The organism is Comamonas piscis (genome assembly GCF_014109725.1).
In the GTDB taxonomy this organism is placed as follows: domain Bacteria; phylum Pseudomonadota; class Gammaproteobacteria; order Burkholderiales; family Burkholderiaceae_C; genus Comamonas; species Comamonas piscis.
In genome coordinates this window covers 840,265-853,186 of record NZ_CP058554.1, presented here as the reverse complement: position 1 = coordinate 853,186, position 12,922 = coordinate 840,265, and the positions used below count along the sequence as shown (strand labels likewise).

10 protein-coding genes are annotated in these 12,922 nt (G+C 62.9%); 2 read left to right on the top strand and 8 right to left on the bottom strand.

Features of this window, described 5'->3' with window-relative positions:
• Positions 1 to 6: 6 nt before the first annotated feature.
• The 4 genes from secD to HS961_RS03885 all read right to left on the bottom strand — a co-directional run bounded on the left by secD (position 7) and on the right by HS961_RS03885 (position 6,419).
• On the bottom strand, positions 7 to 1,899 hold the full coding sequence (gene secD / locus HS961_RS03900; RefSeq protein ID WP_182326471.1) for a protein translocase subunit SecD: 1,893 nt from the start codon (positions 1,897 to 1,899) through the stop codon (positions 7 to 9).
• Between the two features lie 70 nt (positions 1,900 to 1,969).
• Positions 1,970 to 2,302, bottom strand: coding sequence for a preprotein translocase subunit YajC (gene yajC, locus HS961_RS03895; protein ID WP_182326470.1), 333 nt, complete (start codon positions 2,300 to 2,302; stop codon positions 1,970 to 1,972).
• Between the two features lie 359 nt (positions 2,303 to 2,661).
• Entirely contained in the window at positions 2,662 to 6,264 is a 3,603-nt protein-coding gene (locus tag HS961_RS03890) for an indolepyruvate ferredoxin oxidoreductase family protein (protein WP_182326469.1), read from the bottom strand.
• Positions 6,264 to 6,419: a hypothetical protein gene (locus HS961_RS03885; protein ID WP_182326468.1), complete on the bottom strand. Its 156-nt coding sequence runs from the start codon at positions 6,417 to 6,419 to the stop codon at positions 6,264 to 6,266. The genes HS961_RS03890 and HS961_RS03885 overlap by 1 nt, the downstream gene beginning before the upstream one ends.
• A gap of 214 nt (positions 6,420 to 6,633) precedes the next feature.
• Between HS961_RS03885 and HS961_RS03880 the strand changes: the two genes are divergently transcribed.
• On the top strand, positions 6,634 to 7,131 hold the full coding sequence (locus tag HS961_RS03880; protein WP_182326467.1) for an Lrp/AsnC family transcriptional regulator: 498 nt from the start codon (positions 6,634 to 6,636) through the stop codon (positions 7,129 to 7,131).
• Positions 7,132 to 7,209: 78 nt separating this feature from the next.
• Here HS961_RS03880 and HS961_RS03875 read toward each other — a convergent pair whose 3' ends face one another.
• Positions 7,210 to 8,451 (bottom strand): murein transglycosylase A, encoded by a 1,242-nt coding sequence (locus HS961_RS03875; RefSeq protein ID WP_412101651.1) that lies wholly within the window; start codon positions 8,449 to 8,451, stop codon positions 7,210 to 7,212.
• Between the two features lie 213 nt (positions 8,452 to 8,664).
• On the opposite strand from HS961_RS03875, the gene HS961_RS03870 reads away from it, so the two are divergent.
• On the top strand, positions 8,665 to 9,315 hold the full coding sequence (locus HS961_RS03870) for an OmpA family protein (RefSeq protein WP_182326465.1): 651 nt from the start codon (positions 8,665 to 8,667) through the stop codon (positions 9,313 to 9,315).
• An 89-nt stretch (positions 9,316 to 9,404) separates the two neighbouring features.
• Here HS961_RS03870 and HS961_RS03865 read toward each other — a convergent pair whose 3' ends face one another.
• From HS961_RS03865 to HS961_RS03855, 3 genes are read right to left on the bottom strand one after another with little or no spacing between them, the layout of a single operon-like run.
• Positions 9,405 to 10,034: a response regulator transcription factor gene (locus HS961_RS03865; protein WP_182326464.1), complete on the bottom strand. Its 630-nt coding sequence runs from the start codon at positions 10,032 to 10,034 to the stop codon at positions 9,405 to 9,407.
• A 10-nt stretch (positions 10,035 to 10,044) separates the two neighbouring features.
• A complete protein-coding gene (locus HS961_RS03860; RefSeq protein ID WP_412101626.1) occupies positions 10,045 to 12,081 on the bottom strand; it encodes a two-component system sensor histidine kinase NtrB in 2,037 nt (678 codons plus the stop codon).
• The gene (locus HS961_RS03855; protein ID WP_182326463.1) at positions 12,075 to 12,890 is read right to left on the bottom strand and encodes a carbon-nitrogen hydrolase family protein; all 816 of its coding nucleotides are present in this window, start codon (positions 12,888 to 12,890) and stop codon (positions 12,075 to 12,077) included. Before HS961_RS03855 ends, HS961_RS03860 begins: the two co-directional genes overlap by 7 nt.
• Positions 12,891 to 12,922: the final 32 nt, after the last annotated feature.

The following is a 12,922-nucleotide window of genomic DNA, read 5'->3' as shown; positions in this document are numbered from 1 at the left end:
TCCTCCTTAACGTTTAGCAGATGCCACGGAGCGAACGTCTTCGCCCTCGGGCTTCCAGACCTGACCGATCGACACGCTCTTGAGCTTCTTGCGGCGGCCATACCAGAGGTTGACCAAGCCACGCGAGAAGAACACGGCCGAGAACATGCTCGTCAGAATACCGATGCAATGCACCACGGCAAAGCCGCGCACCGGGCCGGAGCCAAAGGCCAGCAAGGCCAGGCCGACGATCAAGGTGGTGACGTTGGAGTCCAGAATGGTGTGCCAGGCATGTTCATAACCGGCATGGATAGCCGCCTGCGGCGACGCACCGGCGCGCAATTCCTCACGCACCCGTTCATTGATCAGCACGTTGGAGTCAATCGCCACCCCGATGGCCAGCGCCATGGCGGCAATGCCCGGCAAGGTGAGCGTGGCCTGCAGCATCGACAGAATGGCCAGCAGCAGCAAGACGTTCACGCCCAGCGCAATGGTCGAGACCACGCCAAAGATCATGTAGTAGATGCACATGAACACGGCAATCGCGATAAAGCCGCCGACGATACTCTTGATACCGGCCTCGACGTTCTCTTTACCCATGCTTGGGCCGATGGTGTATTCCTCGATGATTTCCATGGGTGCGGCCAGCGAGCCGGCACGCAGCAGCAGCGAGGTATCGCTGGCTTCCTTGGTGCTCATGCTGCCGGAGATCTGCACCCGGCCGCCACCGATTTCGGAGCGGATCACCGGAGCTGTCACGACCTGGCCCTTGCCCTTTTCAAACAGCAGGATGGCCATGCGCTTGCCGATGTTCTCGCGCGTCACGTCCTTGAAGATGTTCGCGCCCTTGCCATCCAAGGTCAGGTTCACGGTGGCTTCATGGGTCTGGCTGTCAAAGCCGGGCTGGGCATCGTTCAGGTTCTCACCAGTCAGGATGACCTGCTTTTTCACGACGATGGACTGGCCATGCGGGTCGCTGTACTTTTCAGAGCCAAAAGGGACTGGGCCGGAGCCGATCTCGGCAGCGCGCGCGTCCGAGCTTTCATCGACCATGCGCACTTCCAGAGTCGCCGTGCGGCCCAGGATGTCCTTGGCCTGCGCAGGATCCTGCACACCGGGCAGCTGCACCACAATGCGGTCGGCACCTTGCTGCTGGATCACGGGCTCGGCTACGCCCAGCTCATTGATACGGTTGTGCAAGGTGGTGATGTTCTGCTTGAGCGCTTGCTCCTGGACGCTGCGCAGCGATTCAGGCTTGATGTTGGCACGCACCACATAGGCGCCGCCGGTGCTGACCACATTGGCCTGCAGGTCCGGCATGGTGTCGACAATCAGGTTGCGCACCGTCGTGGCGGTGGCCTCGTCTTGCAGGCGCACTTCCAGCGACTGGCCTTCGCGGTTCACACCGCCATGGCGAATCTTCTTGTCGCGCAACGCCAGGCGCACATCGCTGGTCAGCGCTTCGGTGCGCTTGGTCAGCGCGGCCTGCATGTCCACCTGCAGGGTGAAGTGCACGCCACCGCGCAAGTCCAGACCCAGGTACATGGGCTTGGCATGCAGGGCGGTGAGCCAGGCGGGCGAGCGGGAGATCAGGTTCAGCGCCACCACATAGGAGGGATCGCTGCTGTCAGGAATCAGCACACGCTCAATCACGCCTTTGGCCTTGAGCTGTTCGTCTTCCTTGTCAAAACGGGCACGAATCGAGCCGTTTTCGAGCGCGATGCTCAGCGGTTGGACATCGGCATCGGCCAGCGCAGTCTCTACGCGCTGCTGCAATGCAGCATCCACGGTGACAGTTGCCTTGACCGAGGCAACCTGGACAGCAGGCGCCTCACCATAAAAGTTGGGCAGGGTGTATACAACCCCTACCAGAAGCGCGATCACAATGATCGCGTACTTCCAGACCGGATAACGGTTCATGATCGCGCTCTTACCTTACGCAAAATAGAAGGCGCAGCCATGCTGCGCCAATTGCAATGTCTACGATGGATTACTTCAGGGTGCCCTTGGGCAGGACTTGCACCACAGCACCACGCTGCATTTGCACGACCACGCCTTGGGCCAGTTCCACTTGCAGGAACTGCTCATCCAGACCGACCACGCGACCCACCAGGCCACCATTGGTCGCCACTTCGTCGCCCTTGGCCAGCGCGTCGATCATCGCACGGGCTTCCTTTTGGCGCTTCATCTGAGGGCGGATCATGAGGAAATACAGCACCACAAACATCAGCACCAAAGGCAGCATGCTGGTCAGGGTGGAGGTCATGCCGCCGGAGGCAGCAGCAGCCGGTGCGGTCTGGGCAAAAGCAGAAGAGATAAACAAATGAAGCTCCCAACGTGGATGCAGGCCTTGCCGGGTTTACCAAAACCAAGGCCCAAAGAGAAGCATTGTATGCGTGCCCCTCTGCGAACACCCATGCAATACCTTGGATGCCTCTGGTTTTTCCGGTTGTTTTCATGGAATTAAGCAGCTTTCATGCCAGACCATTGGTAGAAGCCACTATGGCCCCAGCAGACGTTTAGGTGGTATTTGCGTACCAAAATGCGCCGACAGCGGGCTTTGACGCTTCAGATGTGACAAATTTGTCATGCAACCAGGCCGCGCTGGCTGACAAAAAAAGCCGCCTGGCATGGTGACCAGGCGGCTTTATCGATCGTCTTTGCAGGCCGATGCCGGGGACTTTAGACCCGCGCCGGTTCTGGCTGCGCTACCACTGGCGCAGCGCCCACAGTCGTATTCGCAGGGGCACGCCAGCGTGCCATCAGCTGCTGCCACTTGCTGCGGGCTGCAGCCAGGTGGCGCTCCTTGACATGGCCGTAACCCCGGATGTCCTCGGGAATGCTTGCGATCTCGACGGCCAGCGCCAGGCGCTCGGTGCTCAGGCCCTGTAGCAGCTCATCGATGCAAGCGCGGTATTCAACGATCAGCGCGCGCTCGGTGCGGCGCTCTTCGGTGCGGCCAAAGATATCGAATGCACCGCCGCGCAGGCCCTTGAGCCCCGTCATCACGCCAAAGGCCTTGCGCATCCAGCCGCCATAAGCCTTCTTGACCAACTCGCCCTTGTCGTTGCGTTTGGCCGTGGTGGGCGGCGCCAGGTGGTGCACGATCTTGTAGTCGCCCTCGAACATGCCGGCAATCTTCTCGCTGAACTCGGCCGTGGTGTGCAGACGCGCCACCTCGTACTCGTCCTTGTAGGCCATCAGTTTGAACAGGTAGCGCGCCACCGCTTGCGACAGGCGGGTGCTGCTGCCCAACTTGGCCTCGGCCGCATGCACCTTGTCCACAAAGGCCTGGTAGTCAGCCGCATAGGCGCTGTCCTGGTAGTCGGTCAGGAAGGCCACGCGCTTGGCCAGCAGCTCGGGCAACGATGGCTTTTTCACCAGTTGGATCACTTGCTGGGCCGCAAACATGGCCTGTACCTGGGGCAGGTTGGCGGCGCACTGGCGGCCCCATTCAAAGGCGGCCTTGTTGTTGTCCACCTGCACGCCATTCAGCTCCATCGCCCGCATCAGCGCGGCATGGGACAGCGGCACCCGGCCCTTTTGCCAGGCAAAGCCCAGGATCAGCGGGTTGGTGTAGATGCTGTCGCCCAGCGCCTGGGTGGCAATGTGCTCGGCATCGAACATGCCCACGCCCTCTTGGCCCACTGCGGCCAGAATCGCCGATTCGCAACCGGCCTCGGGGAACTGCCAGTTCGGGTTGTGCACAAAGGCCGCCGTCGGCGCGCCATGGGTGTTGAGCGCCACAAAGGTGCGGCCCTGCTGCATGGCAGACAAAGTGGTCTTGTTGGCCGCCACAATCGGGTCGCAACCGATGATCAGGTCGGCCTTGGCCGTGTCCACCTTGGTGGTGTAGATGGCGCTGGGCGAATTGGCGATCTGGATATGGCTCCAGGTCGAGCCGCCCTTTTGCGCCAGACCCGCCGCATCCTGCGTGACCACGCCCTTGCCTTCCAAGTGCGCAGCCATGCCCAGCAAGGAGCCGATGGTGATCACGCCGGTACCGCCGACGCCTGCCACCACAATGCCCCAGGCCTGGGTGGCCACCGGCAGCACCGGATCAGGCAAGGCCGGCAGCTTGGCCATGTCGCCTTTTTTCTCTTTCTTAGCCTTTCTAAGCTGGCCGCCTTCAATGGTGACAAAGCTCGGGCAGAAGCCTTTGACGCAGGAGAAATCCTTGTTGCAGGTGCTTTGGTTGATCTTGCGCTTGCGGCCAAAATCGGTCTCTACCGGTTCGACCGACAGGCAGTTGGACTGCACCGAGCAATCGCCACAGCCCTCACACACCGCCTCGTTGATGATGACGGTCTTGGCGGGGGTGGCCAGGGTGCCGCGTTTGCGGCGGCGGCGCTTTTCGGTAGCGCAGGTCTGGTCGTAGATGATGGCCGTGGTGCCCTTGAGCTCGCGGAACTCGCGCTGGATGCGGTCCAGCTCATCGCGGTGGTGCACGGTCACACCAGCGCCCAGCTGCACGCCTTGGTACTTCTCGGGTTCGTCGGTCACGATGACCAGCTTCTTGACCCCTTCGGAGATCAGGCTGGTCATGATCTGCAGCACCGAATGGCCTTCGGGGCGCTCGCCCACGCGCTGGCCGCCGGTCATCGCCACCGCATCGTTGTAGAGCACCTTGTAGGTGATGTTCACGCCCGAGGCAATGCTTTGGCGGATGGCCAGCAGACCACTGTGGAAGTAGGTACCGTCGCCCAGATTGGAGAATATATGCTGGTCGGTGGTGAACGGAGCCTGCCCGACCCAGGTCACCCCTTCGCCGCCCATTTGCGTGAAGGTGCTGGTGTTGCGGTCCGGCATCCAGTTGACCATGTAGTGGCAGCCAATGCCGGCCACCGCGCGGCTGCCTTCAGGCACGCGGGTGCTGGTGTTGTGCGGGCAGCCGCTGCAAAACCAGGGCAGGCGGTCGACCGACTCTTGCGCGCTGTCCTTCAGCCCCTGCTCACGCGCAGCAATCACCTGCAGGCGCGCATCCATGCGGCGCACGATGTCGTCGGGCACGCCCAGCTTTTTGAGGCGCTTGGCCAGCGCCTGGGCAATCAGCGCCGGGGTCAGATCGGCCTTGGGACGCAGCAGCCAATGCTCGCTGGGGTTGGGCACGGACCATTCGCCACCCGAGTGGTCGCCATCGGTCTCGTCAAACTTGCCCAGCACATGGGGGCGTACATCCGAGCGCCAGTTGTACAGCTCTTCCTTGAGCTGGTACTCGATCATCTGGCGCTTTTCCTCGACCACCAGGATCTCCTGCAGGCCCATCGCAAAGTCGCGCGTGATGGAGGCCTCCAGCGGCCATACCACGTTGACCTTGTGCAGCCGGATGCCCAGCTGGCGGCAGGTGTCGTCATCCAGACCCAGGTCGATCAGCGCCTGGCGCGTGTCGTTGAAAGCCTTGCCGCTGGCGATGATGCCAAAGCGGTCGTTGGGGGTAGAGATGACGTTGTAGTTGAGCTTGTTGGCGCGGATATAGGCCAGCGCCGCATACCACTTGTAGTCCATCAGCCGCGCTTCCTGCTCCAGCGGCGCATCGGGCCAGCGGATGTGCAGGCCGCCGGGCGGCATCACAAAATCATCGGGGGTGATGATGTTCACCCGGTCCGGGTCCACCGAGACGCTAGCAGACGATTCCACAATCTCCTGGATCGTCTTCATGCCCGACCAGACGCCGGAGAAACGGCTCAGTGCAAAGGCATGCAGGCCCATGTCCAGGATGTCCTGCACGCTGGAGGGAAAGAACACCGGCGAGCCGACGGCCTTGAAGATGTGGTCGCTCTGGTGCGCCGCGGTCGAGGACTTGCTGATGTGGTCATCACCCGCCAACGCGATCACGCCGCCATGCTTGGCGGTGCCTGCCATGTTGGCGTGCTTGAACACGTCCACGCTGCGGTCAACGCCCGGGCCCTTGCCGTACCAGATGCCAAAGACACCGTCGAACTTTTTGCTCTGCGGGTACAGGTCGAGCTGCTGCGTGCCCCAGACTGCGGTGGCGCCAAGCTCTTCATTCACGCCGGGCTGGAACTCGATGTTGTTTTCTTTGAGATGCTTTTTGGCAGCCCACAGCGCCTGGTCGTAGCCGCCCAGTGGCGAGCCGCGGTAGCCGCTGATGAAGCCTGCGGTGTTGAGGCCCTCCAGCGCATCACGCTGGCGCTGCAGCATCGGCAGGCGAACAAGGGCTTGCACCCCGCTCATGAAGGCACGGCCATGGGCCAGTGCGTATTTGTCGTCGAGCGTGACGGTTTCCAGCGCTTTGCGAACCGACTCGGGCAATGAAGCGTTCATCACACACCTCCTTGGCAAACAAGCTCATCGCCAAATACGCCACGTGCGGCTGCGCCGCCCGCTGCATATTTGTGTTGCAACCTGCGTTGCAGGTTGTCATCAAGCGTGACCGTCTCCAGCGCTTTGCGGACGGACTCGGGGAGTGAGGCATTCATCGTCTTGTCTCCTGGGGAGAGCACCCGGTAGCCGCTTGTGGCAGGTCCGGGATTGTGGGGCGTTTATAAGAGTCTGGAACCAAGTCCAGCGGCCTGGGCAAAACACCCAGTCCTTCATCGATGCAGTGTATGACGGGCAGCGAGAATAAAGTATTCTTTTCCTTGCCGGGCTTTACCTAGTATTTGAAAGAATATTGCTCAATAATGGCGATAAATGAACCAAATTGACAAATTCGACTGGGCCATCCTCTACGAGCTTCAACAAAACGCCCGTTTGACGAATGCCGACCTGGCCCAGCGCGTGGGGCTGTCGGCCGCGCCCTGCTGGCGCCGGGTGCGCGCGCTGGAAGAGGCCGGCTACATCACCGGCTACCACGCCATCCTGGACCGCCACAAGCTCGGCCTGGGCGTGCTGGCCTTTGTCCGCGTCGATGCCGCGCAGAACACCGCCGACATCACCTTGCGCATGGAAGAGTCGATCCGCCTGCTGCCCGAGGTCACCTCTTGCCACTACATCAGTGGCGCCGGCACCTTTGAGCTGCAGGTGGTGGCCAAGGATTTGGAGAGCTTCTCCAGCTTTATCCGCAATGTGCTGTTGCGCCTGCCGAATGTGAAAGATGTACACACCACGTTTTCGCTGGGCGAGGTCAAGTCCAGCAGCGCCCTGCCGCTGCCGATGACGGCCAACCCCAAGGGCTCGCCCTTGCGCTAACGCGTTGCGCGATAGAGCCGCCCCATGCAAAAGGCCAGCCTCGCGGCTGGCCTTTCTCTTTGGCAGAAACCTGGCTGATCAGCGCTTGGCCACACCCCGGGGCCACAGCACCCACAAGCGCAGCGGCTGCTTGACCCGGCCGGCAAAATCGCCCGCCTCATGGCCCCAACCGGCAAAGTAGTCAGCGCGCACGGCACCCAAAATGGCACTGCCCGTATCCTGCGCCATCACTAGGCGGTTGAGCTGCACGGTCGGCCCAGTGGACGACATCCACACGGGGGTGCCGTAGGGGATGCTGGCCCGGTCCACCGCAATCGAGCGGCCAGGGGTCAGCGGCACGCCCTGGGCGCCATTGGGGCCAAACTCGGCATCCAGCGGCGACAGCGGCTCTTCCTTGAAGAAGACATAGCGCGGGTTGCTCCAGAGCAACTCGTTGACGCGGCTCGGGTTGGCGGCAATCCAGGCCTTGATGCCCGGCCAGGTGGCATCGCGCACCAAGCCCTGGTCCAGCAGCCAACGGCCAATGCTCTTGTAGGGGTGGTCATTGGTGGCGGCATAGGCCACGCGGATCAGGCGCACCGAGCCATCGGGCTCCGTGATGCGCACACGGCCCGAGCCTTGGATATGCAACACCATCGCATCGACAGGATCGTTGACCCAGGCAATCACCTTGTCCTGCAGCTCGGCCTGCACCTGGGGCGAAGTCTCGATCTGCTGGCGGCTGAACCAGGGCTTGCGCGTGCCCAGGCTGGCGGGTGATTTGTACAGCGGTATCGAATAGCCATTGCCCGGCAGGCGCGTGCCCTCCAGCATGGGCTCGAAATAGCTGGTCAGCATGCCATCGGGATTGCCATCGAGCGATTCCACGCGGTAGGGCTGGAAGCGCGACACCATCCAGGCGCGCTGCTCTTCGGTGGAGGCCAGGCTCATGCGCCGCACCTCGGAGCAGAACTGCGCAAAGGGCGCGGGTGGGCGGCCGCAGCTTTTGATCCAGGCGTTCCAGGCGTCGGCCAGGTTGTCCTGCTCCAGACCGGGCACCGATGACCAGTGCACAGGCACCCAGCGGCTCTTGGCTTGCTGGATCGCCGGAGGCAGCGGCTCGTTGGCATCGGGTGGCAGCACCTCGATGCTGCCCGACACCGGTGGGCGCGTCGTTGGAGAGGACGGCTCATCCAAAGGGACTTGGGTGGAGCAGGCTGCCAGAATTCCTACAATCGCAGCCATCGACAGCATACGTAAGGAGCGGGCACCGATGGGACTGATATTGTTGGAAGCGCTATTGGCGTTGGTCATACTGGTGGCGATCGTCTGGTGGACGATGTTTGCCGGTCGCAAAAAAGGAGAAATCGTAAGCAAAGATGAGCAGCCCCCTCGCGACTAGCTTGCGCAAATCGTAGGACATGGCCGCTCATTGCCGTCATTTTTACCATTTTTGAACTTTGTCTCTGGCAATTGGGCGTTCTACTGCCCACAATTTGCATTCACGGCCTGCCCACTTTTCCGGGAAGGCACATGCATCAGAGGAGTTCAAGCATGCGTAAACAAATTCTAGTCTCTGCCGTTGCCAGCCTGGCCATTCTGAGCGGTTGCGCCAACATGTCCGACACCCAACGCCAAACCGCCACGGGCGCTGGCGTAGGCGCACTGGGCGGCGCTGCGGTCGGCGCGATTGCTGGCGGCCATGCCGGCTCGGGCGCGGTGATTGGTGCTGGTATCGGCGCGCTGGGCACCTATATCTGGTCGCAGCACATGCAAAAGCAAAAGCAGGAGATGGAGCAGGCGACCCAGGGCACCGGCGTTGTCGTAACCCAGACGCCTGACAACCAACTCAAGCTCGATATCCCCAGCGACATCTCGTTCCAGACCAACCGCTCGGACATCCAGGGCAACTTCGCACCCATCCTAGACCGCTTTGCCGAAGGCCTGCGCAGCAACCAAAACGCCCAGGTTCGCATCATCGGCCACACCGACAGCACCGGCAACGACGGCATCAACGATCCGCTGTCCCTCGCCCGTGCAGAAAGCGCACGCAACTACCTGACCCAGCGCGGCGTGAACGGCGCGCGTATCCAGGTACAGGGCATGGGTTCGCGCCAGCCAGTCGCCACCAACGACACATCTGCTGGCCGCGCACACAACCGCCGCGTCGAAATCTTTGTGGGTGAAGTGCAGCCAGGCCGTTAAAACCCGCTGGTCTCCATGCACAAGGGCGTCCGTTCAACGGGCGCCTTTTTTGTCTCTGATGCTGCGTGCTTTGGTGTGTGCTGCGATATTTAAGCCAGATCGCGCAGCAGGTTGGCCAGTTCCACTGCCGATTTGACCTGCATCTTGTCAAACACTCGGGCGCGGTGCACTTCCACCGTGCGCACGCTGATGCTCAGCCCATCGGCAATCAATTTATTGGGCAGGCCATCGATCACCAGGCGCATGACGGCCTGCTCCCGGTCCGTCAGCTCGGCCACGCGCTCGCGCACGCCTTGCTGCGAGCGCAGGGTGTCCAGGTAGGCGCTTGATGCCTGCAGCGCATGTTCGATGCGGTCGACCAGCGCGTTGTCGGAAAACGGCTTTTCGCAAAAATCAAAGGCCCCGCGCTTGACCGTGGCCACGGCCGTCGGCACATCGGCGTGGCCGGTCAAGAAGATCACCGGCAAGGCAGCGATCACCTCCATCTCGACCAAACGATCAAAGAGCGCCAGGCCGCTCATGCCGGGCATGCGCACATCCAAGAGCGCGCAGGCCGGATCCACCTGGGGCGGTCGGCTGCGCAGCATGGCTTCAAAGGCCTCGGCCGATGCAAAGCCTTCGCTCAGCAGACGGCGCGAGCGCAGCATCCAGGCCAGCGCATCCCGCACCTCGGCATCATCATCGACGATATACACGGTCGCATTCACTAGCGGCTGCATCTCTGAACTTTCAATCGTTGCGCCAGGTTGGCAGGGTAAAACTGAAAACGGTCCCGCGCGGCTGGTGGGGCAGGTAGCGCAGATGGCTGCCATGCTGCTCCACCACGGTGCGGCAGAGGCTCAGGCCCAGGCCCATGCCCTCGTCCTTGGTAGTGAAGAAGGGGGTGTAGAGGCGGGCGGCCACCTCTTCGGTGATGCCCTCGCCCACATCGGCCACCACAAACTCCACCCAATCACGGCCGTCGTCGCTGGGCGCCAGCCGCACCAGCATCTGCAGCACCCGCGGGTGCGTGCCGCCATAGTCCATGGCCTGCATGCCGTTGCGGCTGAGGTTGAGCAGCACCTGCTCGACCATGGTCCGGTCGCAAAAGACGGCCGGCAAACCGGGCGCCAGCTCGGTGGCCACATCGACATAGAGTTTACGCGCCTGCAGCCGCACCAGCGGCAATACCGCATCCATCAATTCGGAGGCTTGCACAAACTCGCGCGACTGGTCGCGGCGGCGCACAAAGCCATGCACGCTCTTGATGACCTTGCCGGCCCGCTCGGCCTGGAAGGCCATGCGCTGCACGGCCATGCGCACATCGGGCAGGTGCTCCTGCACCTCATCGGGCGGCGCGCCATCGGGCAGCAGGTTCATGATGCCGGTGGCATAGCTGGAGATGGCGGCCAGCGGTTGGTTGAGCTCGTGGCTGAGCAGCGACGCCATCTCGCCCACGGTCGCCAGGCGCGCGGTGGCCTGCAGGCGCTCCTGCGAGGCGCGCGACAGCTCCTCGACCCGGCGCTGTTCGCTCATGTCGACAAAGGCACTCATCCAGCCGGTGTGCATGCCGGCGGCATTGATCAGCGGAGCCTCGAAAATCAGCACCGGAAAACGCCGCCCATCTTTGTGCATGAAGGTGGACTCATAGCCCTCACGCGGCGGCGGCAAGTGGCCGGACAGGCGGATCTGCTGGCGGCGTGCGTATTCCGGCGCCAACTCCGGGGGCCAGTAGGGCGTAGCCTTGCTCGGGTCCAGAATCTCCTCGGCCGAGAACCCCACCATCTCGCAAAACGCCGGGTTCACATAGGTCACCTTGCCGTGCAGGTCGCGCGCGCGCAGCCCCGTCACCAGCGAGTCCTCCATCGCCTTGCGAAAGGCCAGCGCATCACCCAGATCACGCTCGGCCTTCAAGCGGCGGCGGTTGTCGCGCACCAGCACCACCAGCACGGTGATCAGCGCGATCGACATGCCGGTGACCAGGGCCGTGAGCACATTGGGGAACACATTGGGCGCCGCATGCCAGCTGTCCACCCGCAGCATCAGCGCCACGCCCGGCAGATCGAGCAGCTGGTTGGACGTGAACACCCGCGTGCCGCGCCTGGGTGTACTCACGATCGCCAGGCGCGTGCCATCGGTCTCGGTGAAGGACAGCTCATGGTTGCGGCGCAGGCTCTCGCTGACCAGGTCCGACAGCACGTTCTGCAGGATGTAGGTGGCCACCGCAAAGCCATGCAACTTATCACCGGTGATCACCGGCACGCACAGCTCCAGCAGCTCCAGCCCCGTGCCATTGCCCTGCGACAGAAAATAGCTGCCCGCATACGAAGCAGCGCCCGTGTTGCGGGCCCGCAGGCAGGCGGTATGGCTCTCGGTGTTCATGCCCGTGCGGTCGATGGCCGACCACTGCAGGTTCAAATACGGCGACTCCTCGCTGGTCTCGATCTGCAGCTGTGGATTGCGCCACTCGATATGGGCCAGGTCACGCTGGTTGCGCAAGATGCCGGCTGCCGCCGACTGCCAGGCCATGACATCGCTGTCATAGCGCGGCATGCTGCGCAGGCGGTTGACGTTGTCGTTGAACAGGCTGCGGATGTCGCTGACGGCATCCTGGGCCTCGCGGTCCAGCCGCTGCTGCACTTCGGAGATCTCATAGCGCCCCGCCAGCCAGACCTGGGTGACCAGGGTGCCCGCCACCAGCAGCACCAGCGCCGACCACAGCGACCAGCGCCGCCAGCTTTGGTGCCAGCGCTGCGCTAGCGACTGCGCCCAATGCGCCATCAGCATACGCGGTGCTGGAGAGCCGGCAGCTGCTGGCGCCACTGCTGCAGTGCAGCCCAGTCCAGATCGGCCAGCACCACGCCGGGCTCGCTGGCCTGCAGCGCCATCACCTCGCCCCAGGGGTTGATGGCCATGCTGTGGCCCCAGGTGCGGCGGCCGTTCTCATGCACGCCGCCTTGGGCAGCGGCCAGCACATAGGCCAGGTTCTCCACCGCCCGCGCGCGCAGCAGCAGCGCCCAATGGGCCTGGCCGGTGGTGTAGGTAAAGGCGCTGGGCACCAGCATCAGCTGTGCGCCCGCCTGCGCATGCAGCCGGTACAGCTCGGGAAAGCGCAGGTCGTAGCAGGTGCTCAGGCCGATGCGCCAGCTTTGGCCATCGCGGCTGGGCAAGTCAAACTGCACTGCGGTGTTCCCGGGTGCGATGACCCGGTGCTCGTCATAGGACTCGCGCTCATTGGCATAGCAGAACAGGTGGATCTTGTCGTAGCGCGCCACGCAGTCGCCCTGGGGGTTGTAGACGCAGCTGCTGTTGTACACATGCTCGGCATCCGGCCCTTGCAAAGGCAGGGTGCCGCCGACGATCCAGATACCCAGACTGCGGGCGCTGTCGGCCAAAAACTGCTGCATGGGGCCATCGCCAAACGGCTCGGCCAGCGCCAGCTTGTCGGTATCGCGCTGGCCCATCAGGCAAAAGTACTCGGGAAGCACCGCCATCTCGGCACCCGCAGCCGCCGCCTGCTGCAGCAGTTGCCAGGCCTGGGCGCGGTTGTGCGCCCATTGCGTGCTGGTCACCATTTGGAGTGCGGCTACTTTCATCGATGCATCCTGCAAGAGAAACTAGCGGCTAT

Bases quoted from the DNA above. Each gene is read 5' to 3' on its own strand.
- secD (WP_182326471.1), bottom strand. From the start codon at position 1,899: ATGAACCGTTATCCGGTCTGGAAGTACGCGATCATTGTGATCGCGCTT.
- HS961_RS03890 (WP_182326469.1), bottom strand. From the start codon at position 6,264: ATGAACGCTTCATTGCCCGAGTCGGTTCGCAAAGCGCTGGAAACCGTC.
- HS961_RS03885 (WP_182326468.1), bottom strand. From the start codon at position 6,419: ATGAATGCCTCACTCCCCGAGTCCGTCCGCAAAGCGCTGGAGACGGTC.
- HS961_RS03880 (WP_182326467.1), top strand. From the start codon at position 6,634: ATGAACCAAATTGACAAATTCGACTGGGCCATCCTCTACGAGCTTCAA.
- HS961_RS03870 (WP_182326465.1), top strand. From the start codon at position 8,665: ATGCGTAAACAAATTCTAGTCTCTGCCGTTGCCAGCCTGGCCATTCTG.
- HS961_RS03865 (WP_182326464.1), bottom strand. From the start codon at position 10,034: ATGCAGCCGCTAGTGAATGCGACCGTGTATATCGTCGATGATGATGCC.
- HS961_RS03860 (WP_412101626.1), bottom strand. From the start codon at position 12,081: ATGCTGATGGCGCATTGGGCGCAGTCGCTAGCGCAGCGCTGGCACCAA.
- HS961_RS03855 (WP_182326463.1), bottom strand. From the start codon at position 12,890: ATGAAAGTAGCCGCACTCCAAATGGTGACCAGCACGCAATGGGCGCAC.